Below are 26,359 nucleotides of genomic sequence, written 5' to 3' on the forward strand. Positions count from 1 at the left end.
CATTTTGCGCCAGAGTTATTGCCTTACACGCCAATTTGAAGGTGTATCCCCTTCCCAGGTCTTGAAAGCACGATAGAACGAATTCTGGTCTTCATATCCAACCAGAAATGCCACTTCTTTGATATCAAGTGAAGGATCTGCAAGGTACGCTCGGGCCTGCTCCCGTCTGGCCTCGGTTAATAATTGCTTGAAGTTTGTGTTTTCCTCCGTCAGTCGCCGCTGCAAAGTACGATCACTCATGCGAAGCTCTTTGGCGACCGTCTGAATGTCAGGGCGCTTTCCAGTAAGGCTGCGTTTCATGATCCATTTGACAACTTCAGTAACGGAACGATTGCTCTCTTGTTCGTCCAGAGACCGATCCAGAGCCGGGGTCAGAATCTCCAGTAACTCCTCGTTATACGATAGAAATGGAAGACTCAGATCTTTCCGTTCCAGCATCAGCCGATTATGGTTAGAATTCGTATCAACTCGGCAGCCGAAGTAAGCCTCAAGGGTGGCTACGTCACCCATCGGTTGGGAGAACTCAACCTTTTTGGCAGTCAAAGGTTGTCCTGTGCCCCTCCGTCCAAGTTCGATCAGAAATGCCAGCGTAATACCGACCAGTAATGGCGGACCTGGTTGCTCCTTATGTAACCATCCTAGTTCAATGATACATTCCTCCCCTGCTTCGGTAATCTGCAAACTCTCGGGAGGACACATTTGCTTGTAACGCACCATGCGATTCAACGCATCACGATAATCACGAGCATGGTACATCGCCAGAACAGGTGGAGGATACTTCGATATTTCATATCCGGTTGCAAGTTTGATGATGCCCTCGGCGGTGTCCCCGTTGAGATCAGAGTAGGCCTGCCAGATTGCGAAGTATTGAGATTGGGTCACTACAGGTTTATTTATTGTCTCAAGAGATAGTTGTGCTGTACGAGCGATGTCATCAGCACCAATCCCTAATTGATGTAATCCAGCCCAAAAGCCTGGATGAACTTTAATCCGATCATTCGGTTGAGGTTGCATGTATACAGACTCCTTTAACTTGTTCCATTTTTATTCTGATTTCTAAATTATAGAATGGATGTACCTATTTTTGAAACTTACCTCAGCGAGCCATTTCCGGGTAATACGAAAACACGACTAACCATGAATGGCCAGTCGTGTTCAAGTCAATCATTCAGAATATTATGAAAGAATGCACATTTGTATGTTCAGCTACTCATTCAACGCAGTTTTGATCAGGGCATTCACCCGCGAGTTAAACAGCAGACCGATATGGGATACGAGGGAAACCGAAACGTTGTTCGCCCCGTTCAAACGGGAAAGTACCGGGGACACAATCGTGTCACTGGTGGAATAGATCGAAGTCACCTTTATTCCACTCGGAGCTGTCGTTGTGGTCAATCGATTAGCCCCGCCAAGGGTAATCAACTTATCCACTTTGGAAGCGCCTCCACGGTTAAGTATGTAATAGAGACTATTAGCTCCACCCATGCTATGAGCTATAATATTGACTTTTGTATGACCCGTTTGGCGCAGAACATCATCTACGAATCGACTAATTGCTGCGGAGTTCAACAGCTGGTTTCCTTGTTTGCTAGGAAGGTCAATCGCGAATAATTCGTCTCTTGTCCACCCTTGACTACGCAAATAACTCTCAATTGCTGTAAAATTGCTATCTGAACCGGTCAATCCATGTACCAATACAATGGGTGTACGTGCCGTAGCTGCAGAAGCCTTTGAACTCGATCCTATTCCAGTTATTGATAAGGCAAGGATCATGCTCAGGAATACAACAAGTATTAATTTGGTCTTTTTCACTTCATTACCCTCCTGTAAAATGTTTTATATTCCATATATTACAATCTAAGATATGGAATATAAATGAATCTTTAGTCTCATTTTTACAGGGATGTCTAAAACATACTACAACTAACATCATTACATTTTTATCAAACTCTAGTTCTCTACTTCTTATCCTTCAACGATATCTGCACGTAGATCCGTTGCAATCTCAATCATTTTGGGAACAATAGCTTCGTTAGAAATAGCTACATACAGATCCCCCATGTACAAACGAAAAGCAATCTGTGCACCCTCAAGGTCCCACATAAAAAAGTCCCCGTCGATGGTCATGGTGCTCTCAGCTCCTACAATGTTAAGAACCGGTGAATAGGTAAAATCGGGTTGGGATTCGAAGTAGAGTTTGCACTCTTCCAGCGAGATGGATTGTTCCGCATTGCTTTCCTGCATGGATCGGGTAATTCGAAAACGCTGATTCATTGATTTGCCTCCAAAACTTTATTAATATATACATGTTACACAGCATTATATTTTCTCATTTCCGTCTTCCACTGTCAAAACCATACATGATCGATTCTTCAAATTCATATATACTGAATACAGTGCACAACGAATTTCTACAATCAGGAGGAGTCAAATCAATATGTTAAAAACAGAATTCATTGATGTACTATCCCTTGTCTCACATAAATTATATGATTCGGCTGCTAATGTCATGGACACGGCAAGCAGGTTAATTCCTGCAAACACGTTTTGTATTGCCCAGTTGGATCATCTATCCACCAAGGTTCTGAACGTATATAATCGTGACAAACTCATTCTGGGTGAGGGGCTGGTCGTTGATAACGCCGAGTCATACTGTGCACTTGTGACTGAACATTCCCAAGGCCCGTTAGTAATCAATAATAATCTAACACATCCATTAACCAGACATATGGACGCAACCGAATTCGTAGGTGGGTGTTCATTTGTCGGTGTGCCTATACATAATGAGAACGGAGAAATTTACGGCTCCCTTTGCTCATTTGATCAGGATTTCTATTCCTATCAACAAAAGGACGTGGATCTGCTTCTCTCCTTGTCTTCCTTTTTCACGAGTCTTCTTGAGATGGAAACAACTCTGCAACAATTAAAACAGGCGGAAGAGACCGCTGCAAAAGTGCTTGAAGAAAAGAAAAATTTGCTGGCCGTTCTCAGCCATGAAATCCGGACGCCAATGAATGGTGTTCTTGCAATGGCCAATCTGTTGCAATCGACCAGGCTAAGTGAGGATCAATCGTTATATGTTAATGTCATTGAGTCAAGTGGCGCCAGCCTTCTGTCGATGATGGATCAGATTCTGGACTACTCCAAAGCAGAAGCTGGTGCGATCTCTCTGGAGATCAAGCCCTATAGTGTCACTGAAACAGTTGAACATGTATTACAATTATTCTCTTCTGAAGCACAGAAAAAAGGAATTAGGTTGTACGCAGAATATAATATTAATGATCATCTGATGCTTATGGGCGATCAGCACAAAGTTCGTCAGATTTTAATCAATCTCGTTGGGAATGCGCTAAAATTTACGGAGACAGGTGAAGTATGCATCTCTACTGAGGTATCTGCTGATACAAAAGGTACTCTCCATGCATCCTACGAAATAAAGGATACGGGCATCGGCATCCCGCAGGACCGTCAGGATCTGTTGTTCAAATCCTATTCCCAGATTCATGGTAATTCAGGAAAGTATGGCGGAGCGGGGCTTGGCCTGTCCATCTGTAAACAACTCGCTGAATTAATGGGTGGCATTGTATGGCTTAAAGAGTCCAGTCCTATGGGCAGTCGGTTTGTCTTTAATATCTCCAGCGCTGCACCCTCCGTCCATGCGAAAATCTGAATGATGAATATATTATTCTATCTGAAACAGATAGGAGGTATATACGTTGACTCAATTTCTGGATGCAAGATCATCGCAAAATGCTGCGTTGTTTAATTCCATTTCCATACCGATTCCAGTGATTTTTACGCCACAATTATTCGGCCAGATTGGTCTCATCACCGCTGGAGCCGGAACCAATCTAAGAGTTTCATTAAAAGGAACCATCACGGTGCAATTGCCGCGTGCACTTTTTATAGTGAGGATTACTGTGGTAAGAGGAATAATCGCAACCGATCCAATTGTATACTCGGGAAACCACACATATGGTCTGAATGGTCTGCTTAACCCTGAAGTGATTGTCTTCTCTTCCACTGACTATAACCCACCGCTTATGCCTCAATTAACCTATACCGCATTTATCAGCACAAACCTGCTCGGTACTACTCGGGTGGGACCCGAGAGTTTCGACGGATATGTCGTTTCAGATTGAACAAACATGTACAACCCCATACCTCTAATCGGTTTCCCGTAGATTAGAGATATGGGGTTGTTTTTACGATAACATAACTATTTTTAGAGCGAGCTATTAATCAGAGACCACAAATCCATCAAAATTCTCGGGACCAACGCGGATTGTTCCCAGCAAGTTGGAGCTTACAAAAGCAGTGTAAGTTAATTGTGGTAAAATCGGTGGATTAAAATCATTTCCAGAGAATGTAATTACTTGTGGTGCCAATACGCTTAAACCAAATGTGGACGTTGCGGAGTAAATAACCGGGTCCGTTGACAAGGTACCTCTTACAACGGTAATCGTTATGCCCACAAGAGCTAAAGGTAATTGTACAGAAACCGTCCCTTTAAATTGAACTCTGGGATTGGCTCCTGCTCCGGCAGTTTGCAGACCAATTTGACCAAAGAGCTGTGGGGTGTTCAGGAATAATATTGGAATAGCTATTGAGTTGGCCAAACTGGCATTTTGTGATGTTCTTGCATCCAGAAATGTGCTCATCAATCTACCTCCTAATGTTGGGATAGGATAGTATATTCGTAGCGTACTATTGTGTTTGGACTTCTAACTCGGAAGAACCTATTAAACAGGGATAGGGTATATATGACTATATTCCAGACTCTTATATTGGAACGATATGAAAATTTTGTTATGATACATATGCTAGATTACTAGATTCTGTTCAAAATATAATTCTACTATTATGTACGGAGTTGGAGGACACAAACGATGCTTATTAAACGTGTAGGAAACATCGCTGCGGTTACCGTAATTACTCTCTCTATTCTTGGAAGTACCCCCAGTGGAGCCTATGCTGCCCCGGCCATCTCAGTTCAATTGGATGATGTGCCCCTGACATTTGATGCAGCTCCACGTATTGATAGAGGTGTCACTTACGTTCCGTTTCGGACGGTCGGGGAAGCCCTAGGTATCGATATTACCTGGAACAGCAAATCACAGACTGTAAAAGCAACGAACACTGTGAAAGGACAAACTACCGAGGTACTATTACAAGTTGGCAGCACCACAGCGACCGTAAATGGAAAAAAAGTTACACTCGCAGCGGCACCCGTTCAGCGGAAGGGCCGCGTACTTATTCCACTAAGTTCGTTCAGTAACCAATTCGGTGTACAAGTAAGCTGGAATCAAGCAACCAAGACGGTCTCCCTTGTCTCCCCACAACGCGAGATGCACCTGAGAGCTTTCTATGCATTGCAATCCTTTCAAGAAAAGGACCTTATTACTTCCATGAATTCCGTAGCCTTTGGCTGGAGCCGCATTGATCGTGAAGGTCAGTTTACGCTCCAAGGAGATGAGTACCGTCTCCCTGCTGCTGCGGGTGATATTACACCGCAGTCCATCGTTGCTGATGCAGCAGATCAACAGATCCAACCACAGCTCATGGTGTATGCCTTGGACGGAAATGGCGAACTGACCAAAGTTCTGAGCGACAAGAGCCTGCGGCAGAAATCGATTGAAGGCATAACTGCTGCTGTCGCAGAGCATGGTTTTGGCGGAGTTGTTCTGGATTTTGAAGGATTGGGCTTTAAACTGGATGCGGTAGAACAACAGAAGCTGCTCAATGCTTACGTGAAACAATTAAAAAGTTCCTTGCCCCAGGACACAGCTTTATCTCTGGCGGTACCGCCGCTAAATAGTGCTTATAAAGGTTATGATTACAAAACACTTGCCTCTATTGCAGATGATCTTATTATTATGGCCTATCAGTATAATCCGGTTGGCACCAAATCTCAGGTACCTGAGCCAAATAGTCTTGTAGATCAGGCGATTCAATTAGCCATTCAGGCCGGTGTCCCAAAGAGTAAACTTCTGCTCGGTATCAGTCTAAGCAGTGAAACGCCGTCCTCTGTTGATGATAAGCTGGGTCTCGCCAAACGTTATGACCTCAAAGGAGCCGCGTTCTGGCGTCTGGGTCTGTTCCGTTCCTACAATACGAAAATGGAAGATGCCGTAAATGCTTCTGTGATCAAAGAGTAAACTTTCTAACTGGCTACAACTTAAATAAAAGAAGGACCGCGCCTCTGGTACGCAGAGACTTGGTCCTTCTTGTTCCCATCATCTTATTTTATAAATTTATCCACACTTCCAAATATAAGCTTCACAAACTGGGTAGGACCAGGCAAACGGGGCTGAAAGAGAAGAATGATCCCAATTACTGCCGCCACAGCAGTAAATCCCGCGCTCACTATTCTGGCTCGCTTCTCTTTGCTGCTCTTCCACTCTCCATACACTATCGCAGTCGCCAGCATCAATATTCCAAGGATTGAGCCTAGTTTCATGCAATCACCTCTCTTCCAGGCTTGTACAGGAGCCGATTCTGTTCAACTTTCGTCCTCATTAGGTATCCCCTGTGGTCCTGTTGATTTTCCGGTACGTACTACATGTGCATCTACGTTGACTTCCACGTCCATATCAGGATAGATGGTTTCCCAGTTCTTCTCCTGCGCTTTCCATTGATGCGGGTAATATCTGCGGAATTCAACTGCGAATTTGAAGAAATCGGAGCGCAGCTCTTTCTGGGACATGTCTAAAGCATCATGAGCCAAAGATGTGAGTTTAGCCGACCATTCCTTTTCCAGTTTAGTTAATACAGCGGGATCCGTCAGATTGGCATCCGTCGTATTTAACACCACTTCTCCCCTGGTTTGGATGTCGACCTTCATACTCCACTGTTTGTTTACAATTCGCGGCTTCAAGGAGGTTTTATTTTCAATGAGTCTTATCGAAAAAGAACCCTTTAACGGCTCAAACTCAACGGGCATGATAATGCTGTTCAGTTCTTTTGCAAGTAGTAATACACCTACGCTTAGTGGTTCTTTGACCGTCTTGACATAACGATCCTTCTTATACATACTCAGACCTTTCACATATGGCGTTGTCGTCAGTTTATCCTGATCGGGCTCCGGGGGTAAGATTAACATGCGAGACAAAATGGCTGAACTGCTCGGACCTTCAATAGATTTAGCCAGTTCAAGCGCAGTAACACGTGTACCTAACTTCAAATTGGCCATCTCACGCAACGATTCAGCAGAACTTCGCTCCAGTGGATCAAGTAACGCAAGGATATCTTTCGCAGCCTTATCGCTGGAAAAGACATATGCATGCTCCCTGAACTGAGGGTAACGCAGGAAGAAATCGATATACTCGCGGATACCGCGTTTGCCGGCTTGCTCACTAATGATTATGACTTCGCAGTGGCCCCAGAACATATTCCGGGGAACTTTACGTTGTAACCGATTCAATGCCTCGGCAATTGTACGTCCTTCCGCTGTTCGAATCATTGTTACCCCGCTTGGACTGCCTCCACTCCCACTGCTATCTCCTGCACTCGCCTTTCGCGGAATGAAAATCTGTGAAGTCAATTGTACTTCACCATCTTCATAATCTATCCCTGTAGCCAGCACGATAGCCAAATCGTTAATCTCGATACGATCCCAACATCCACTTAAAAGCACACAACACAATATTGGCATTAGTAGTACTCTAAATATTCGCAAGTGCTCCTCCCCCCATCAATCAGGTGTTCGCTCGATTCTTCTTCCGAAAATGTGCCCACCCTTTCTTCAGCCATGCAACACCGTAGATCATAGCCGGAAGGATTAATAAAATGCTGATCGTATACAAGTTGGCTGAAGCACTAACCAAACTGGAAACACCAGATCCACCGGACACAACCCAGTAAGCAAATACCATGCACAGAAACGAAAGTGGACCAACCACAGGTTTGTAGTCCCGCAAACCAAACCATTCCGCGGTTGATGTAGCAAAGATATATAGAAAAACGGAAATTTTAACGAAAATACCGAAAATCCAGATGGCAATAATAAGGGATTCGATATGTTGCAGAAAGTCCGCAATGGTTATGTATCTTGCTGCGATCATGACTGGAAATACAAATGTATCCGTCAAATCACCAATTAAAAACAGGCAAAACAGATTGGTAACTGTCATCGCAGTTGTTGTAAATACAAGGGAACCCAGCATGACCCGGGTTATTCGTTTTTTTTCATTCACATAAGGTAGCAGAAAAGCCAACACGATATATTCACTAAACCATGCAGCAGGTGCAGCAGCCCCCGTAATAATGGGAATTGGACCCTTCTCCATAAAAGGAAACAGCTCGGCAGGATTCAGTTCACCAATCAACAATATAAAAATCAAAGCCAGCAGAACGATCAGCAGGGTAACAAACACCTGAGCGGTTCGTCCGACAACTTCAATCCCGAGTCTGACATTAATCGCACATACAACAACCATCGTCCCCATCACAACAAACAAAGGTGTACGTGGAAGTGCATTATTGACAATGAATTCACCGTATTCTCGAATAATCAAGCCCGTCAGGTGGGGCAAAAAAGCGATATATATCAGACCGAATAACTTGCCTGGAATCCGACCAATAATCAATACACTGGATTGAATGAGCGTTTTTCCAGGGTACAAACGATCAAGTCCAACGGAAATACCAATAGCAGCCAATCCAACGATTGAACCTATAATTGGAGTCATCCACATGTCATGTCCTGCATAGTGCATTGTAATTCCAGGCACAGACAAAATAGCCGTCGCGAGAATGGCGGGAAAGACCATAAATGCCAATTGAGTCACCGATATTTTCCCTTTGTCCGTCAACATATGTAATCCCGCTCCCTTGTTTGCTCGAATGTAGATTGTTCTAGTGTGGTTTGTTCCTTGGAGATGGACGCCACCATACATCCTTAAGTTCCTTAGCCATCGTAGGTGCTACCGGTGAGAGATAAGGTGTTCCAAATGAACGAAGACTGCTTAGATGAATGACAACCAAGATGACTCCCAGCATGACACCCGTGAGTCCCAACGTTCCTGCAAGAAACATCATGGGAAAACGTAGTAGACGGGTCGCGATGCTGGCAGCATAGCGAGGGATCATGAAAGAAGCGATACCGGTAATCGCTACAATGATAATCATGGGGGCTGAGACAATTCCGGCACTCGTCGCCGCTTGCCCAATAATTAAGGCCCCCACAATACTGACCGCTGATCCGACCTGCTTGGGCAATCGGACGCCAGCCTCACGCAATGCTTCAAAGGCAATTTCCATAATGAGCGCTTCCACCAGGGCAGGAAAAGGGATCTCTTCTCTCGCCCGAGCAATACTGAGAAGTAATACGGTAGGAATCATCTCCTGATGAAACGTCGTAATCGCTACATAAGCCGATGGAAGCAGCATGGATAAAACAAAAAAAATGTATCGCAGCCAGCGTACAAAAACACTCATGAACACATTTTGATAATAATCTTCGGGAGATTGTAACATGGAAAAAATGGTTACTGGCGCGATAAGGGTAAACGGCGTTCCGTCAACGAGAATAGCAAACCGACCTTCCAGCAAGTTGGAAACAACAACATCCGGGCGCTCCGTCGCAATCATCTGTGGAAATGGTGAATATCGCTCATCGATAATCCCTTCTTCAATGTATTGACTCTCCAGTACGTCTTGGAGCTTTAAATCGGCAAGTCGTGTCTGCACTTCCTTAACAAGTTTGGGGTCAATAATCCCCTCCATGTATACAAGTGAAATACTGGTGTTTGTACGTTCTCCCATGTTACGTGTATGAATCTTCAATGCAGGTGTCTTGAGACGTTTGCGCAGTAAAGACATATTCATGGTCAACGACTCTGTGAACCCATCCCGTGCACCACGCACGGTCGATTCAGCTAACGGTTCTTCCGTTGAACGATTTGCAGCTTGGTATAGAGGGTATGTAGTTCCGCCTATTGAACCGTCCAGCAGTAACAGAGCTTCTCCTTCAAATATGGCCTGTACTGCCTGAGTAGTCGTTTCAACTTGCTTAACAGAAGCTAGCGGAACTTGCGCAGCTTCGATCCCCATTTCCTGAAGGGGGGTTAGTACCTGTCTCTCCAGCCGCTCCGTATCGCATACACCAACACAATATACGCATAATGCTGAAGTAAGACACGCGGTTTGGAATGTATGAAATACAACGTCCGAGCAACCCGCAAAAACGGAGCGTAACATTTCTTGATCAATAACAAGTTTTCCGGTTAATGGCAGGTCCTGTTGTGTTATCGCTGATGTGTCCATGACGCCTCCCCTTTCCGTAAACGCTCCGTCCAGATATTCTCAGTTAAAGGTATCCTTTACTTATCAGATGGGATATATACGCAAAATAGTGAATGCCAAAAAAGCCGCCCTCATGAGCGACTCTGATGATATAGAACACTATTCATTCCTATGAATTCGTTGATCTTGCTCTTTGCAATTCCCTATTTTCTATTGATCACTATCCTTTCACAGCACCCAAAGCAACACTCCCAATAATCTGTTTGGAAAATATAGAGAATACAATGATAATAGGCAGGATTGAGATCGCTACACCCAAATACAAGAGCCCATAATCCATCCCATAGTACCCCTGCACTAGCGCAACCAATACCGGAAGCGGATATTTATCCAGGGAGAAAAATAGCACCAGCGGTGTCAGGAAATTATTCCATGATCCGATAAACGTGAATATGCCCAGGGCGGCGATTGCCGGCCCCAGAATAGGCAGTACAATCTGATTGAACGTCCGGAACTCACCGGCACTGTCCACCCGCGCAGATTCAATAATCTCATCCGGGATGCTGCTCTCCATGAACTGTTTGATAAAAAATACATTAAACGCGTTAGCCGCAGCAGGCAAAATAATTGCGGCATAACTATCCAGAAGTCCCATCATGCTGAATAGTCGATATACGCCAATCAGAGCCAGTTGACCCGGTACCATCATGGTTGCTAACAGAAACAGGAACAACCCGTTTCGTCCTTTGAATTTAAATTTGGCAAATCCATACGCAGTTAAGGCCCCAATATACAGAGATAATACGGTCGATGTTCCGGCAATAAATATGCTGTTGGCAAACCCACGCCAAATGTTGATTTTGGATACCATGTTCATATAGTTATCAATCAAGAATGATCCGGGAAGAAATGTAAACGTCGAAGCAATCGTTGCATTATTATGTGTGGAATAGATGAGCATCAGATAAAATGGAATAATACAGAGCACGGCAAGACCTGTCAGCAACAGATAGATGATGATTTTACCTGCCGTCAGGCCCCTTGTATTGGCATATTGCTGAATCGCCGCATTTGGTTGTTCAACTGATTTTGCAGTTTGCATAAGAACTCCCCTCCCTATGAACGGCTCTTCCGCTTGGTCATGATGAAGGATGCAACGGACAACAATATGATGATAATAAACAGGCAAAATGCGATGGCAGCGCCGTAACCAAATCGTGTGCTCTGAAATGCTACATTATAGAGATACATAATGCTCGTCATGGCTGCTCGGTCAGGACCGCCATTGCCGTTGGTTAGTGTAAATGGCTGATCGAAAATCTGGATGCCCCCAATAATAGATGTAATCATCTGAAACAGAATAATTGGACGGAGCATCGGCACGATAATATGAATGAAAATATGTTTCTTTTTCGCGCCATCCATCTGTGCAGCTTCCAGCAATGAAGGATCAATGCCCTGAAGACCTGCAAGGTAGATGACCATGGAATAGCCGAAGTATTGAAAAAACAAAATGGATGATACAATCAGACGCATAAACCAGGGATCATTTTTCCAGTTAATTGGATCTTGTATTATACCGGTCTGCACCAAAAAATGATTCAGTCCGCCAGACTGCCAGTCAAAAATCAAGCTGACAAGCAATCCAAGTGATGCCGCCGTAACGATGTTGGGAAAAAAGTATACGGCTCTGAAAAAGTCCCGTCCTTTGAGCAGCTTATCATTCAGGATAAAAGCCAACACAAGTGAGATTGTGAGCTGTGGAACTACAGATACGCCCCAGATGAATAACGTATTAAACAAGGTTTTGTAGAACAACGGGTCTTGTAATACGGCAACGTAGTTACCGATCCCTACAAAGTCAGGTGTCGTGATTCCATCAAAGTTGGTGAAACTGATGTAGAGCGAATATAAAATGGGATACAACCCAAAAGTGGTGAAAATAATAAAAAACGGAGCAATGAAGTAGTAGCCGTAATGGTCCTTGCGAATCGTTTTGGCAAACATGTTCTATCCCCCCAGTTATCATCGGATGTGTATATTCAATTGCTTACTAATCCACTTCCAGCTCCGGAAATCTCAAGGTAACATCACGTTTGATTCGCTTTACGACTTCTTCCTTGGTCTGTATGTCCTTGTTGAGATATAACTGGAGTACAATCTTGTAGATATCATTATTAATCGTGGCATCATATTTGGTGCGTTCGTATACTGGTACCCGTTTTGCAGCCTCCGAGAAAAACTCGAAATGCTTCTGTCCTCCTAGATAGGACGATGAGAGAGACGGGGCAAGTTCATCATTCACAACCATGTTGCTGGTGAAATAATCCTGTTCTTTCGCTAACTGGGATAGAAAATCGTGGTCAAAATTATAAAACTCAATAAACTTCCAGGCCAAATCCTTTTTCTCACTTTTACTGTACATCGCGATATAGGTTCCACCTGAACTAAAGGCTGACGGTCCCTGGGCTAAGCCCCACATGCCTTCGGTATCCGGAGCGTTTGCCTTGAACGTATATTGCAAACCCCAGGTTGCCCCGGGATAAAACATGACCTCTCCTTTTTGCATGGATGCAGCGTAACCGGCACTTCCATCTTCATACTCGGCAAGTACATTCCGCTCACGTGCTTCACGTACAAGATCGAGCACTTCCAAGTACGTTGGATCGATAACAAGTTTGCCGTCCTTCACCCAAGGTATACCATCATATGAATTCGATATAGCATTCCAATTCGCCAATGCATGTACTTTATTCCCGCTAAGTTGCTGCACCTTCTCTCCAATCTCGAAGATCTTCTCCCATGTATCGATCTGTGAACCCACCTTCTCAGGATCATCGGTGCCCAGATATTTTTTCGCCAAATCCCGACGATAGTAGATGCCCCCTGGTGTTCCCTGATAACCTATCGCTCTGACATTTCCCTCACTGTCCTGTTCATTGGCTTGAACAAAAGCATATTGTTCCTGAATAAGTTCATTGGCGTTATACGGCGAAGCTGATAAATTCTCCAGATATGGAACGTCAATCAGCTCTCGAATATTCGCATTTTCAATCATAAATACATCTGGAGCCTTCGAGGTTGTCTGTAGCGCAGATTTCAGCTTGGTGATATAGAAATTACCAGGGATGTTGACAAAGTTCACTTTGATGTCAGGATATTTCTGTTCAAATTTCTCGATGGCGTACCCTGCTTCATCCGTAAAACTCCACACGGTAATCTCCTGTTGCTTGGTTTGACTCGATGGACTGAACTGACAACCAGCTAACAACATCGCTGCACATACCAATACAATAGTTGGCTTAAACCACTTCTTCATAGGCCCCCTCCTTCAAAAAGGAAACGCTTACAATTTATTAGAGTATATTGATTTTAGAGAGGGCTTTCTCCACAAATATTGTGCATTACCCTCCATATTTTGTGATATTCGTACGATGTTTCTTACGAAATTCGGAGGGTGTACAGTCATTATATTTTTTGAAAAGACGATTATAGGAGTTAACATTGTTAAATCCGTGTCCGATCGCAATCTCCAGAATCGTATCCTGACGGAACAATAAGGCCCACTCGGACTTGATAATTCGAAAATGATTCAAGTATTCCATCAGTGTTACTCCCTTGATCTCCTTGAACAGTTTGCAGACATGGAACTTGCTGAATTTAATATGTTCCGCCACCTGTTCCAGCTTAATGGGCTCAGCATAGTGCTCCTCCAGGTATTCACAGACCGATTCAAGGAATTCAAATTTTTTGGAAGAAGTACATGCCCATCCTGAAGATGAAGATTCTTCGGTGGTAACCGGTACTTTGGTACGTAATAAAAGTATGATGAGATCATACAATCTGGATACCATTAACCATCGGTATCCCGGCTTCTGATTTTTCTTCTCGGTAATGATGTCATCTATATATTGAGTCAGATTGCTCTGACTTCCCGTATTCGAGGGAATAACTGTTGTTTTGTTGAAAAGTTGTCCGAGATCCTGAATTTCGGCTTCGGTCGTGAAACTACCGGTTAACAATTCGAGTCGGAACAAGATAATGGTCAAATGTTCGGTCCCCGGCAAAAAGCAGTGCACATCCCCTGGTTTGATCAGCAGCACATCCCCTTTTTCCAACTCACACACGTGGTCATTCACGCCAATTCTGGCACTCTTACCATTGACGAGAACCAGTTCAACCTCATCATGCCAGTGTGCAGCATAATTGAATTGATTTCCTGTATGAATTACCCGAATGGGAAAACCTTCTTGCATATGGCCTGTCTCCAAAAAAGTGGGTACGCCCATCGTATCAACCTCCATTTATTTCCAACGCAAAAAACTCCTCGTCTTTATATTATGCATAAATGGCTACTCTCCTTTCTTTTTAAGTATTTAAATTTCTATTGAATGCAAAAAACTCCTCAACTCAGGTTGAGGAGCCGAACAGAATCACGTTCCACGCATTGGATGTCCAGTGTATATAACGTCTCTACGATCTCTCCGTTCAGCAGTTGGAAGAGAACATGACCTGCAAGCTGGCCTGCATCCCTCTTCGGCTGACGAAATGTGGTTAGAGGTGGATTCATGTATTGAGATGCAGGTATATTGTCAAAGCCAATTACGGATAACTGCTCAGGTATTGAGATATCATGCTCCCTGAAGGCTTCCAAGCCGCCGATCGCCATTTCATCATTTGCAAAAAATACAGCGGATGGCAGCTCTCCTTCAAGCAGTTTCTTGGCTGCATTGTAGCCATCTTGCTTCATGTATTGTCCGCCAATTTTCCATTCGGGGTTCTCTTCGATGCCTGCCTCCTTCAAGGCTTTCAAATAACCTTGATAACGATGGAGATTACATTCCGATTGTGACGGGCCACTAATATAAGCTATTGTCCGATGCCCTTTATCGATCAGATAACGGGTAGCCAAGTAACCGCCTTGCGTATCACTCATCAAAACCTTTACAATATGTTGAGCATCCAGATCCCGATCCATGACGACAATCGGAAACCCTGCTTCAGATGCTTCAATCAGCAACTGATCTTGAATATTCTGAGCGATAACAATAGCTCCGTCAATTCTTCGTTCACGAATGTAACGATGGGCTGTCGACTTCTCTCCACCCAACGAACTACATACGATCATATCGTATCCATGACTCATAACGACGGTTTCTATTCCATTCACCAAATCCGAGAAATACGGGCTGGACATGTCATGGACAATAATACCAATGGTTTGTGTACTATTTCGTTTTAATTCCGATGCAGGACCATGCCTAACGTAATTGAGTTGACTCGCTGCCTCAAGCACTCGGATTCTTGTCGGCTCACTTACATTCCCTTTATCGTTGAGTACGCAAGATACGGTCGAACTGGCTACACCAGCCATCCTAGCTACATCTTTAATCGTTGTCATCATATATACTCCTCAAAGACAGTTTCATCTGTTTAGTCCTTCATGGCAGTAACACAGCAATACACACGGGATAGTTCACTAGCATTTTAACACGTCAGTCCAATCATGTCTCTTAGCAAAACATCAACTACGATAAAACATATTAAAGAAACCGAGGTGCCTTCATGAGATTTAGTGAATATGTAATAGGTCAGCGCTACGAAACCACAACCTTGGCATTATCCAAGCGTGATATTATTGAGTTTGCCACAATCTATGATCCACAGTACATGCATTTGGATGAGGAAAAGGCCAAGCAAGGCCGATTTGGCAGTTTAATTGCTTCTGGCATGCAAACGATGAATATCTCCTTTAAATTATGGATTGAGGTTGGGGTCTATGGAGAGCATGTCGTGGCGGGCACCGGAATGAATAACATTCAATTCCTGAAACCGGTCTTTCCGGATGATGAACTTCATGTCATTGCAGAAGTCATTGGACTGACTCCCAGACGAAAAGGAAACGGGATTGTCACGGTGCTGCTGAGTACTTTCAATCAGAAGAATCAGAAGGTATTTCAGGCAGAATTAAGTGCATTAATCGATAATTAAGGACGAGAAAAAGCCCAAAAAAGCCGCCAATTGGCGGCTTTTCGTAAATATATTACATTGAAGCATTTTTAAGCGTTATACCCTTTCAATACCTGCCCCAAAATCTCTACACCCTTGACAATCTGTTCGTCTGAAGGGGTTGAGAAATTAAGTCTGATGGCATTACAAGGGTCTTGCTCGTTCACCAGGAATGCATTTCCCGGTACAACCGCAACACCTTGAGCTGCCGCTGTCTTGGCATAATCAAGCATGGGCACATGTGCTGGCAGATCACACCAGAGGAACAGTCCACCATCCGGTTGGGTATAGGTAATGGACTCACCCATATGCTCTTGCAGTTTGTCCATCATCAATGTTGCTTTTCTCCGATAGACCTCACGAATACTGTTAATATGCCCCGCGTAGTCATACTCTGTCATGAACTTGTATGCCAGAATCTGTGGAAGCATCGCCGTATGTACGTCTTCTCCCTGTTTGGCGACAACCATCTTCTCCACCACTTCATGTGGCGCTTGTACAAAACCGACGCGCAGTCCCGCCGACAGAATTTTGGAGAATGATCCAACATAGATCACCAGACCTTCATCATCCATAGATTTGATCGTTGGTACATCATCTCCATTGAATCGAAGTTCTCCGTACGGGTTATCTTCCAAAATCATCACGCCATACTTCTTAGCCAACTCGTATATGGCTTTACGTTTCTCCAGGCTCGTCGTTACACCAGTCGGATTCTGAAAACTCGGAATCACGTAGATCAGTTTCACATTGGGCTCCGTTTGCAGCGCCTGTTCCAGCTTCTCGATATCCATACCGTCCATCTCCATCGGAACACCGGCAAGCTTTGCACCGGATGCCCGGAAGGAGTTCAGGGAACCAATAAAGCTCGGGCTCTCACAGATGATCGTGTCCCCTTCGTTACAGAACACTTTACAGGCCAGTTCAATCCCCTGCTGCGCTCCAGATACAATGAACAATTGATCGGATGGTTTACCGGTATCAAAACCTGTCTTCAAATGTTGAGTCAATGCTTCCCTGAGGGGAACATATCCTTCCGTAATCCCATATTGCAGAGCTGTGACCGGGTCATGCTCCAGAATGGATTGAGTGAATGTGCGAATCGCCTCAATAGGGAAGGTTTCCGGAGCAGGATTTCCCGCGGAGAATGGAATCACATTTTGTCCCGAAGAAGCCTTCAGAATCTCACGAATAATGGATGGTTGCAGTGCTGCGATACGATTGGAAAATGAATAGTTCATCTTAAATAGTGCCTCCCGACATTTCATCTGAATTAACTCTCTATCATTACATTAGATTCTATTATACGAGCATTTTCCGAATTTCCAAACTGTCTCCACAAAATTAATGCTTGTACGCCAAAAAAGAGGCCGCCGTCAGCAACCTCTTTCGCATAAGTATGGAGCAAAATTTCAGCCTATTAGCGCGCTGCGTTCATCTCGGATAACCGTGTGGCCTTCACAACATAAGCGGCTAGACCAGGGATCATCCGAGCCAGACCAGGATAGAATTTATTGGTCTTGGCAAAAGCCAGCTTTTGAATTCTTCTTGCGCGTCTGAGCAATTGGGTGAATTCACGGCTTGCTTCCAGCGTGTAATTACTCTGCCAATCGGCATGTTCAATGTCACCTTGCAGGTACTTGTCAGTCCACCTTGCACACAGGAGTGAGGAGCGAAGAGCAATGGACATTCCGTCTCCACATAAGGGTGGTATCATCAGCATGGCATCCCCAATATGCGGATATTGGGACCACGGCTCAGGAACGTTGGACAGATGCAGCGGCGCAATCGACACTTGCGTTCCATCTACAGGTTTTCCCTCGGCTAAACGGGCCGCCAAACTAACGTTTGTCAGGGATGCCGCCTGTAAAATATCATTTACAGACTTGCCACTTCCCTGGACGGTATCCAGTGTCAATAATGCGGCGACATTCACAATACCATCCTCAATCGGAGAAATGCCCACGTAACCACCCTCGCAAAAATATAACTCTACGCGTGCGGGAATCTCTATCCCGCTGAAGTGGGACTTAACGCCAACGTATACGGTTTGGTCCCGCAGATCAGGTGCGGAAGCCATCCCGCGCGGATTTTTGGTCCCATGTGCCCCGATAACGGCTTTGGCTCTGTAACTGATCCGCTCATCTCCCTGTTTCACCTGAACCTCATAACTGGCATCCTCAAGCTGCTCGATGCTCGTTATGGTCGCTTTGGTCACAATCTGGGCTCCGGCCTCCAGCGCCTTCTGATGCAAAATCTGGTCCAGCTCATATCGACTTATGCCATATGCGAATCCCGGCAGCGGTGCTTCAATCACTCCGCCTTGTGGCATAACGATTTTGGCATGATCCATGGTGCTGGGTTTCTTCGACTGGTCCAGAAGGTGAATGTCCAGAACTTCTAACATCTCCTTGGTTTCGGGTGACATAAACTCACCGCAGGTTTTGTGCCGCGGGAACTCCTGGCGATCCAGCAAAAGGGTCCGATGTCCTTTCCCTGCCAGTTGCATTGCACATGTACTGCCGGCAATTCCGGCTCCGATGACAATCACATCTATCGATTTCGACACGTAAGATCACCTGCCTTTCGTGGGAATAACAACAGAGTAACGGAATAAAGGCTTCCATTCATAGGTCATCGTATCATGATTGAGACGTTGTTTAAGTTCCTTCCAATCCCTTCCTGTAAAGCCTTTGGCTACGGAAAGAGGCCCATCATGACGAATATAACGATTGCGCGAGATCATCCGTGTAGTAATCCAGACCGCCTTATAGGATACGGGGTGGCGGTGAATATCATTAATGACGACACCGTATCTGGATGCTCGCAGCATATGAGAAACCATATCAACTAGTTGATCTCCGTCAAAATGATGTACAAACTGGGAACCTGTCACGATATCGGCTGAAGCATCCGGCAGTTGTGTAAGATCGGCACGTTGTACTCGGACTCGGGGTTCGTCACGGAATAGTTGTCTCGCTTCCTCACACGCTTCTTCCGTCAGATCAACCAGCGTAATTTCCAGCTGAACATCCTGACGATCTGCCCATTGCAGTAGTTTTTGGTTCACATCCCCTGAACCTGCGCCCACATCCAGCAGAGTCAGCTTATCCGGCTTACCGACAGAGTTCCACAACTTCTCTACACCAGCCAGAGTTGGGCCAGGTGCTGCAAATATTTTGTTAAGACGTCTCAGATGTCTAAGCGCTTCACGCAGCTCCTCCCCTCCCAGAGAGAAGTCATCCATCAATTCATCTTCCTTGGCTCGAATGGACAATGTTCTAAAAAAGGACATGATCGTGCTCCTCCATCACTGAAGATAATGAGGGGACATAAGTGAATCTCATCAACTCTGCGGTGAGTCCCGGTCCAAATGCCATGGCTACACCATCCGTAGAGGATTGAACCTGTGCCTTCATATCCTCACGCATCGCATTCAGTACAAACAGAATGGTATTGGAAGATAAGTTACCATACGTTCTGAGGACATCCCTGCTATACTTCGTTTGCTCGTCTCGCAACTTCATTACATTCTGCACAGAGTCCACAATCCCACGTCCTCCCGGATGAATGGCCCATAGTTCAGGAAGCTGTTCACTTTGCAATAAGAGACGCAGTTCCTCTTCCAGATGAACACCTAACAGCTTCGGAATACGTGGGGATAGATACAGGTCATACCCTAGATTCCCCACCTCCCAGGTCATATCTTCAGTCGAATCCGGAAGAAGCACAGAATAACCCGTTCCCAGACTCAAATAATTCTTGTGCTGAGGTTCTGGTGTGCCCACCACACAAGAAGAAGCAGCGTCTCCGAAGAATGAAGCTGCAAACAGCGCTTCCCGATCTTGTACAGGCTGAAAATGAATGGTGCACAACTCTACACAGACAACAAGGACCTGTGATCCGGGAGCTCCCTGCACGACATCTCGTGCCATCTGAATGGCTTTCAACCCTGCGGCACACCCCTGAAAGATCAGCGGCAGTCGATTAACTCGGGCAGACAAACCCAAATGACGGATGAGCATAACATCAAGACCCGGCAGATATTGACCGGTGCAGCTGACCGTGATGATATGTGTGATGCTCTTTGGAGATACGCCTGAATCCTCCAGGGCTTTCTCTGCCGCCTCAACCCCGAGTGGAAGCGCCTCTCGCTTGTATGTATTCATTCGTTCTTCGGTTGTCGGGATGTCTGATCGCTCACTAGAGGGCAGATAACGGCATTCTTCCAGTGAACCCAGATAGCTCGGTTCCACAGTATATCGTGTTTCAACACCACAGGACTTGAATATTCGTCTGGCAAAACGGGCCAAATCTGGCCGATCCTGAAGAGAAGAAGCGATTAGTTCTGCAATATCTGACTGTGCTACGGGGTGAGCAGGTAGAGCCGTTCCCATGCCAAGAATCGCGATATCGGATGGACTGTTATATTGGTTCATAATAAACCTCCTGGTATTGGTCATTATTTCCTCTAATTTAACAACTCTTACCCTTAACGATATCGTTATAATCTCAATAAGGCTCATAATCTAGTTTATTAACACATCCGCAAGCTCAGAAGCTTGGTTTCACCATGCCATTGAAGGAATTACACCAATGAACGAAAAAAAGCCGCCATTAGGCGACTTCAAGGTAACTATATTCCTTCTATGTGTCATTCTGATACTCGTTATTTGGAGAATGCTTCTCTGATCTTGTCACTCATCAGGTACCAGGCATCCTCAGCCATCTGGAGATCGCCAAAATGCGTAAATCCATGAGCGGCTCCCTCGTACTCCTTAAGTGTCACCTTCACACCGCTTGCTTCCAGGCTTGCTGCATATGTTCTTGCTTCTTGGGCCAGTGAATCTTTCTCCGCGGTAATAATCAATGCTTCTGGAAGACCCTCTACTGATGTTGCGAGCACAGGTGAAGCCAACGGGTCTTGCGCATCTTCTGGCGTATCAAGGTACATGGCATTGAACGTTCTGGCGATATCGGCTGGAATGGCTTCTTCAAAACTCGGTTTCTCGGCCGGATCTGTAGCCACATCCAACACGGCATAATCGATAACCTGAAGTACAATAGGCAGCTCGCTACCACGTTGCTGATTCAGTAAACACACTGCTGCAGCAAGATTACCACCAGCACTATGCCCCCCAATAGCGAATAGAGACGGGTTAACCGATAAGGATTGCGGATTGGCGTGGACCCACTGTACAACGTCGTAACATTCATGGACCGCCGTTGGGAACTTGTGCTCTGGTGCAAGACTGTAATCGATATTAACGACCACACAATCAGATAGATCAGCAATCAAGCGACACCATGGGTCATCCATCTCTGCTTGTCCCAAGATGAAACCACCCCCATGCATATTAAAGAAGACCGGCAGAGGAGCGGAATGGTCCCTATCCGGTGTATACACAAGTACACGTGTATCACCTTTCGTCGTAGGAATCATGACTTCTTTTACTGTGACCGCATACGTGGAACTGGGTTGAAGAGCTGCACCTGTACCGACGACATTTTGACGCATACGTTGTACCATTGCCAATTGTTGTTGTTGATCCATAGATATCACTCCTTAAGTTGATTGCCAATACGCCTTCTTCCGTTGTCACTTTAAGTATAGATGACACTCGTCTATTCCGTCATGTGCAATTCATTTGATATGTATTGATCAACATGCTGAAACGTCAACCAAAATTACCTTCTCCTGCTGCTCTTAATGCTTCAATGTTAACATTCAGTGCCAGGAGATCGGTTTGGATCCGTGCCTGTTTCCTTTTTTTTGTGGAACATCATCCAGACCCCCATCAAACAAAATAAAACGCTGCACCCCATGCCAAACAAGCTACTGGTTTTTAATGCAAGAGGTGAGCCTTGCATGGTAAGTAATGTCGCTTGGGTCACCACGATGGATACCATCGCATCGGTGAAGTTAATCATTTTCAATGTAGATATGATCGGGTTATGGAGATGACGGTTAGCCCAGGTACCATACACGGCAAAAACCATCTTGGTAAAAGCGACTGTTGCTACGATATACACGATGTTACCCTCATATATGAAGGCATCGCCGATTAGATACATTCGCAGGCAGACCATCGAATAGGACACGCCTAGTAAACACAGGAACAGACCTCCGCGCTTATATACCGTAAGCTCCAATCTATATCTTTCTTCGGGAGAGTCCATCCTCTTGGTAACTGTATATTTATGGAGCACTTGGCCTTTTGCCACACACAGAATCAGATAATATACAGCATTTGTAATGAACCATCCCGAAAGCAGATATATGCCCAGGATTAACTTGCCTATCCCTGTTACAGCATTGATAACAAGGGAAGCCACATTAAACAAGGCTGTTCGATCTTGTTTATTTCCAAGGTAATGGAACCAAATGGACTTCAAATATGTCTTCATTTTCATAGGATATTCATTCTGTTAGAGAAGCAGACCATTAGCCTTTTCACCTACCTCTTAAATGTCAATAACATGATGAATGAGATGTAGAGAAAGTGGTATATGTTCTCCTCATTCGGCCAAAGATTCCCGAACGCTTTTTGGAAGGGATTTGACAACCATATCATACGAGTGATCGATCATGACATAGACATCTTCATCGGACAATGAACCATCCAGTGTAATGGTATTCCAGTGTTTTTTGTTCATATGATATCCCGGTTGAACTGCTTCATGCTGCTCTCTCAGGTTCTCTGCAATAATGGGATCACATTTTAAGTTTAAACGACAGTTCTTTTCTTTGTTTTCAAAAATAAGCGCGAACATCTTACCCGCAACTTTAATCGCGACTGGATCAGGTCCAAATGGATAATCCTTGGTCGCACCTTTCTTCTTCAAACTGTATTCAATCATCGTATCCTTCAAGTCAGTACCTCCCTTTCACCAGTGGACGATATAATGATACCGAATGTAAGTTCGTATGTAAATAAGCTCGTTGCACATAAAAGCACATAATAAAACCTCCTCCAAATGAATGGAGAAGGTTTTATCTGGATTTATTTAGATCTTAATTGGCTCTATCATTCCTAGTTTTGCTGCTACGGCTGAATGAGCCATGGTTAGATTTACTGCTACTGCTGTTTGATCTACTGCTATTGGGTCTACCGTCGTTTGAACGACTACTGTTTGATTTACCACTCTTGGCAAACCATTCGGATTTGGGCTTGCGTGCCGGGTTAGCTTTGGACTTCGCCGGTTTGCCTGCAGCCGATTTGTTGAACGAAGGTTTACTGCCTGATGCTTTGCTGGTTTTATCAAACACAGGTACACCTGTCATTGGATACGGATGACCTTTTACTTCAGGAATCGTCTTTTTGATTACTTTCTCGATATCCTTCAGGAATGGAAGTTCATCCTTCTCGCAGAACGATATGGCCATCCCGCTTTTGCCAGCTCGCCCTGTACGTCCAATACGGTGAACATACGTTTCCGGAATGTTAGGCAGGTTAAAGTTAATGACATGTGAAAGTTCCTCTACGTCAATTCCTCTTGCCGCGATATCCGTCGCAACTAATACACGTGTTGCACCACTCTTGAAGTTGTTCAGTGCCCGTTGTCTCTCGTTCTGAGACTTGTTGCCATGAATAGCCTGTGCCGTAACATTCGCTTTGGCCAAATCACGTGTAACCCGGTCAGCGCCGCGCTTCGTGCGTGTGAACACCAATGCCGTGACGATGGATTTATCCTCCAAAATTTGGTTCAACATATGTTGCTTCTTGCCGTTCTCCAGCAAATAAATAGACTGCTCAATGCGGTCTACCGTTGAAGATACCGGTGTGATTTCTACTTTGACTGGATCAACCAGCAGGGTTTTAACCATTTTGGTGATTTCAGGAGGCATCGTAGCTGAGAAGAACAGCGTCTGCTTTTTGTTCGGCATTTTGGCAATGATTCTTTTCACGTCATGAATGAAGCCCATGTCCAACATCCGGTCTGCTTCATCCAAAACGAGAATCTCAACCATCTTCAGATCAATACGTTTCTGGTTAATCAGATCGTTCAATCTGCCAGGTGTCGCGATAATAATATTTGCACCTTGATTCAACGCACGCTCTTGCACTTTTTGCGAAACGCCGCCAACGATTGCCGTACAACGAATGTCCGTATACCGGCTATATACCTTGATGTTATCCGCGATCTGAATCGCCAGTTCTCGTGTTGGTGTCAAAATTAATGAGCGAATATGTCGTGCGGACTTCGATCCTTGCCCTTTGGATCTTTCGCTCAATAATTGAATGATCGGCACTGAAAATGCTGCCGTCTTGCCTGTTCCTGTCTGTGCACATCCCAGCAGATCTCTGCCAGCTAATACAGCTGGTATGGCCTGTTCCTGTATAGGGGTAGGATTAGTATAGTTTGCTTTGCTTAACCCTTCCATAATAGAGGGGATAATATTTAAGTCCTTAAATGTCATGTTGTCTCCTTCATTTACGCACATCTATCAATAAGACGCATCTTTTATTTCACACGTAACGTATAAGGATACCATTAAAAACGCAATTTGTACATTATCTTTTTAAAATCACTTTGTTTAACTGACCAATTTAAGACCAACTGCCGATCCGAGCACCATAGCAATAAACAGAATTCGAAGGGCATTTCGAGGTTCTCCATAAAACACCATGCCCAGAATGGCACCACCGGAGGCCCCGATTCCCGTCCATACGGCATATGCTGTGCCCATCGGAAGAGTTTCCATTGCAATGGACAGGAACAGGAAGCTTAAACCAAACCCGCCTACCAATAGAACCAATGAAATGAGATTACGGTCTTTGTGCAACTTGTTTATCATCAGCACTCCGATCATCTCAAATATACCTGCCAAGATAAGAAATACCCAGTTCATTATAGCTGCACCTCCTTATTCTTCTCTTTGCTAAGCATTTTAAGACCAATCACGCCGAGTAAAAGTACACCAATGAGTACCATTTTTCCGGTTTGAACAGTCGCATTAAACAGAACAATCTCTGCAAGTACCGTACCAGCGGTACCCAGGCCAACAAATACTGCATACACGGTTCCCACAGGCAGTGTCCGCGAAGCTGCAATCATCAAGGAGAAACTAATGATAATTGCAACCAACGTAAACCCCCATTCCAGCAGACCACTGGCATGTTTCAATCCAATGACCCAACCCACTTCAAACAACGCAGCAATTACAACCGACATCCACGTTTTATTCATTCTTGTAACACTCCTTCTCTACTACATTTTTTGTACAACCCGTAAGGTACATTAGCGAAAAAACAAAAAAAGCCCGGGAAACAAACTGCATGTAGCAGTTCATCTCCCAGGCTTTTATCCCTCCGTGGCACAACCAACAGGTTGCGGGTTTTCTCTCGGACCAGACCGACATATCCATCGCGGAACCCTAGAAAACCTGTTTTTATTCTAATGTGTCTCCAATTATACACACCTCCACTATCTTGGCAACCCCGTAAGTGTGATCACGCCATTTATTTGATAATCAAACCCATTAATCCTACAAATGTGGCGGCTTGATGTGGTGAAATCACACAACCGTTGAGATCTTCCATGGTCAGCACCAAGGAGTCAAATTCGCAATCGCTAAGATCCAAATCCTTCATTTTGGTCCCCGTTAAGGAAGCTTGGTCGATGTTACATTGACTGAACTCCATTTTTTGCAGTGCCAGATAGGCAAAGTCCGCACCAATCAATGTACATTCCGAGAAGGAGACCTGTTTCAGATGGGCAAAACGGAAATTGCTGTAGTCGCCTAGACCATGAAGGAAACTGACATTTTGCAATCGGCTATTGGAAAAATCCGTTCCGACAAACTTGCAGTTATGCCATTCGATCCGGTGCATGAAGGCACCAGAGAGATTGACATTGGAGAAGTCGCAGTGTTCGAACCTGACATCGGTGAATTCAAATTGTTCCAAGGTAGACTCCGAGATGGTCACATGTCTAAATACAACATTTTCAAAGGAAACCTTACTCGCTTCCTGTTGATCCAATGTAATGTTCTCGATCAGTTTGTGTTTGTACTCCACTTTGGATTCCAGGAATGCAATCGTTTCCGGTTCGAGCAACTGCTCCTGAATCTTGGGTTTGTCCATTTTCATCCTGTATTCCC

The 26,359-nt window shown here is 44.7% G+C and carries 28 protein-coding genes and 1 riboswitch; of the genes, 4 read left to right on the plus strand and 24 right to left on the minus strand.

The genetic code is table 11. From position 1 onward, the window contains the following. Positions 1-15: 15 nt before the first annotated feature. The 3 genes from MKY28_RS11800 to MKY28_RS11810 form a co-directional block, all read right to left on the minus strand. Positions 16-1,014 carry a helix-turn-helix domain-containing protein gene (locus tag MKY28_RS11800; protein WP_340936043.1) on the minus strand — a complete coding sequence of 333 codons (999 nt, stop codon included), beginning with the start codon at positions 1,012-1,014 and terminating at the stop codon, positions 16-18. Positions 1,015-1,206: 192 nt separating this feature from the next. Beyond that, a complete protein-coding gene (locus MKY28_RS11805; RefSeq protein WP_083677388.1) occupies positions 1,207-1,773 on the minus strand; it encodes an esterase/lipase family protein in 567 nt (188 codons plus the stop codon). Between the two features lie 192 nt (positions 1,774-1,965). Then, positions 1,966-2,274 carry a hypothetical protein gene (locus MKY28_RS11810; protein WP_076249390.1) on the minus strand — a complete coding sequence of 103 codons (309 nt, stop codon included), beginning with the start codon at positions 2,272-2,274 and terminating at the stop codon, positions 1,966-1,968. A 163-nt stretch (positions 2,275-2,437) separates the two neighbouring features. On the opposite strand from MKY28_RS11810, the gene MKY28_RS11815 reads away from it, so the two are divergent. Both MKY28_RS11815 and MKY28_RS11820 read left to right on the plus strand, forming a co-directional pair. Continuing rightward, a complete protein-coding gene (locus MKY28_RS11815; RefSeq protein ID WP_340904479.1) occupies positions 2,438-3,670 on the plus strand; it encodes a GAF domain-containing sensor histidine kinase in 1,233 nt (410 codons plus the stop codon). Positions 3,671-3,716: 46 nt separating this feature from the next. Beyond that, on the plus strand, positions 3,717-4,142 hold the full coding sequence (locus MKY28_RS11820; protein ID WP_338708767.1) for a hypothetical protein: 426 nt from the start codon (positions 3,717-3,719) through the stop codon (positions 4,140-4,142). Between the two features lie 96 nt (positions 4,143-4,238). On the opposite strand, the gene MKY28_RS11825 is transcribed toward MKY28_RS11820, so the two are convergent. Next, the gene (locus tag MKY28_RS11825; protein ID WP_017688591.1) at positions 4,239-4,661 is read right to left on the minus strand and encodes a hypothetical protein; all 423 of its coding nucleotides are present in this window, start codon (positions 4,659-4,661) and stop codon (positions 4,239-4,241) included. A gap of 228 nt (positions 4,662-4,889) precedes the next feature. Between MKY28_RS11825 and MKY28_RS11830 the strand changes: the two genes are divergently transcribed. After that, on the plus strand, positions 4,890-6,158 hold the full coding sequence (locus MKY28_RS11830; RefSeq protein WP_340936044.1) for a stalk domain-containing protein: 1,269 nt from the start codon (positions 4,890-4,892) through the stop codon (positions 6,156-6,158). Positions 6,159-6,241: 83 nt separating this feature from the next. Here MKY28_RS11830 and MKY28_RS11835 read toward each other — a convergent pair whose 3' ends face one another. The 9 genes from MKY28_RS11835 to MKY28_RS11875 form a co-directional block, all read right to left on the minus strand. Then, positions 6,242-6,460 carry a hypothetical protein gene (locus MKY28_RS11835; protein ID WP_036608149.1) on the minus strand — a complete coding sequence of 73 codons (219 nt, stop codon included), beginning with the start codon at positions 6,458-6,460 and terminating at the stop codon, positions 6,242-6,244. Positions 6,461-6,502: 42 nt separating this feature from the next. Continuing rightward, positions 6,503-7,678, minus strand: a complete 1,176-nt coding sequence (locus MKY28_RS11840; protein WP_340936045.1) for a Ger(x)C family spore germination protein — start codon at positions 7,676-7,678, stop codon at positions 6,503-6,505. Between the two features lie 19 nt (positions 7,679-7,697). Continuing rightward, on the minus strand, positions 7,698-8,816 hold the full coding sequence (locus MKY28_RS11845; RefSeq protein WP_036670828.1) for a GerAB/ArcD/ProY family transporter: 1,119 nt from the start codon (positions 8,814-8,816) through the stop codon (positions 7,698-7,700). Between the two features lie 40 nt (positions 8,817-8,856). Beyond that, positions 8,857-10,266: a spore germination protein gene (locus MKY28_RS11850; protein WP_340936046.1), complete on the minus strand. Its 1,410-nt coding sequence runs from the start codon at positions 10,264-10,266 to the stop codon at positions 8,857-8,859. Positions 10,267-10,465: 199 nt separating this feature from the next. Further along, positions 10,466-11,347 carry a carbohydrate ABC transporter permease gene (locus tag MKY28_RS11855; RefSeq protein ID WP_083684212.1) on the minus strand — a complete coding sequence of 294 codons (882 nt, stop codon included), beginning with the start codon at positions 11,345-11,347 and terminating at the stop codon, positions 10,466-10,468. Positions 11,348-11,361: 14 nt separating this feature from the next. After that, on the minus strand, positions 11,362-12,252 hold the full coding sequence (locus tag MKY28_RS11860; RefSeq protein WP_036608160.1) for a carbohydrate ABC transporter permease: 891 nt from the start codon (positions 12,250-12,252) through the stop codon (positions 11,362-11,364). Positions 12,253-12,298: 46 nt separating this feature from the next. After that, positions 12,299-13,564 carry an ABC transporter substrate-binding protein gene (locus MKY28_RS11865; protein ID WP_340936047.1) on the minus strand — a complete coding sequence of 422 codons (1,266 nt, stop codon included), beginning with the start codon at positions 13,562-13,564 and terminating at the stop codon, positions 12,299-12,301. An 85-nt stretch (positions 13,565-13,649) separates the two neighbouring features. Next, positions 13,650-14,534, minus strand: coding sequence for an AraC family transcriptional regulator (locus MKY28_RS11870; RefSeq protein ID WP_340936048.1), 885 nt, complete (start codon positions 14,532-14,534; stop codon positions 13,650-13,652). A 116-nt stretch (positions 14,535-14,650) separates the two neighbouring features. After that, a complete protein-coding gene (locus MKY28_RS11875) occupies positions 14,651-15,646 on the minus strand; it encodes a LacI family DNA-binding transcriptional regulator (protein ID WP_340936049.1) in 996 nt (331 codons plus the stop codon). Between the two features lie 164 nt (positions 15,647-15,810). Between MKY28_RS11875 and MKY28_RS11880 the strand changes: the two genes are divergently transcribed. Beyond that, the gene (locus MKY28_RS11880) at positions 15,811-16,236 is read left to right on the plus strand and encodes a MaoC family dehydratase (protein WP_338708763.1); all 426 of its coding nucleotides are present in this window, start codon (positions 15,811-15,813) and stop codon (positions 16,234-16,236) included. 68 nt (positions 16,237-16,304) lie between these two features. Here MKY28_RS11880 and MKY28_RS11885 read toward each other — a convergent pair whose 3' ends face one another. The 11 genes from MKY28_RS11885 to MKY28_RS11935 form a co-directional block, all read right to left on the minus strand. Then, the gene (locus tag MKY28_RS11885) at positions 16,305-17,495 is read right to left on the minus strand and encodes an aminotransferase-like domain-containing protein (protein WP_062834297.1); all 1,191 of its coding nucleotides are present in this window, start codon (positions 17,493-17,495) and stop codon (positions 16,305-16,307) included. A 179-nt stretch (positions 17,496-17,674) separates the two neighbouring features. After that, positions 17,675-18,823: an NAD(P)/FAD-dependent oxidoreductase gene (locus MKY28_RS11890; protein ID WP_340936050.1), complete on the minus strand. Its 1,149-nt coding sequence runs from the start codon at positions 18,821-18,823 to the stop codon at positions 17,675-17,677. 6 nt (positions 18,824-18,829) lie between these two features. Further along, positions 18,830-19,549, minus strand: coding sequence for an SAM-dependent methyltransferase (locus MKY28_RS11895; protein ID WP_340936051.1), 720 nt, complete (start codon positions 19,547-19,549; stop codon positions 18,830-18,832). Then, the gene (locus tag MKY28_RS11900; RefSeq protein WP_340936052.1) at positions 19,536-20,693 is read right to left on the minus strand and encodes a type III polyketide synthase; all 1,158 of its coding nucleotides are present in this window, start codon (positions 20,691-20,693) and stop codon (positions 19,536-19,538) included. Before MKY28_RS11900 ends, MKY28_RS11895 begins: the two co-directional genes overlap by 14 nt. Before the next feature lie 230 nt (positions 20,694-20,923). Then, positions 20,924-21,808, minus strand: coding sequence for an alpha/beta hydrolase (locus MKY28_RS11905; RefSeq protein ID WP_340936053.1), 885 nt, complete (start codon positions 21,806-21,808; stop codon positions 20,924-20,926). 167 nt (positions 21,809-21,975) lie between these two features. Continuing rightward, positions 21,976-22,668: a hypothetical protein gene (locus MKY28_RS11910; RefSeq protein ID WP_053061545.1), complete on the minus strand. Its 693-nt coding sequence runs from the start codon at positions 22,666-22,668 to the stop codon at positions 21,976-21,978. A gap of 105 nt (positions 22,669-22,773) precedes the next feature. Beyond that, a complete protein-coding gene (locus MKY28_RS11915; protein WP_076327677.1) occupies positions 22,774-23,127 on the minus strand; it encodes an MmcQ/YjbR family DNA-binding protein in 354 nt (117 codons plus the stop codon). Between the two features lie 142 nt (positions 23,128-23,269). Beyond that, positions 23,270-24,676 (minus strand): DEAD/DEAH box helicase, encoded by a 1,407-nt coding sequence (locus tag MKY28_RS11920; protein ID WP_340936054.1) that lies wholly within the window; start codon positions 24,674-24,676, stop codon positions 23,270-23,272. 117 nt (positions 24,677-24,793) lie between these two features. Further along, on the minus strand, positions 24,794-25,108 hold the full coding sequence (locus MKY28_RS11925) for a DMT family transporter (RefSeq protein WP_036670814.1): 315 nt from the start codon (positions 25,106-25,108) through the stop codon (positions 24,794-24,796). Then, positions 25,108-25,446, minus strand: coding sequence for a DMT family transporter (locus MKY28_RS11930; protein WP_036608190.1), 339 nt, complete (start codon positions 25,444-25,446; stop codon positions 25,108-25,110). Before MKY28_RS11930 ends, MKY28_RS11925 begins: the two co-directional genes overlap by 1 nt. A gap of 101 nt (positions 25,447-25,547) precedes the next feature. Then, positions 25,548-25,648, minus strand: a riboswitch (guanidine-I (ykkC/yxkD leader). A gap of 70 nt (positions 25,649-25,718) precedes the next feature. Next, the gene (locus tag MKY28_RS11935) at positions 25,719-26,348 is read right to left on the minus strand and encodes a pentapeptide repeat-containing protein (RefSeq protein WP_076249406.1); all 630 of its coding nucleotides are present in this window, start codon (positions 26,346-26,348) and stop codon (positions 25,719-25,721) included. Between the last annotated feature and the right edge of the window lie 11 nt (positions 26,349-26,359).

It is taken from the genome of Paenibacillus sp. FSL R5-0473, from assembly GCF_038004565.1.
GTDB classification, from domain to species: domain Bacteria; phylum Bacillota; class Bacilli; order Paenibacillales; family Paenibacillaceae; genus Paenibacillus; species Paenibacillus amylolyticus.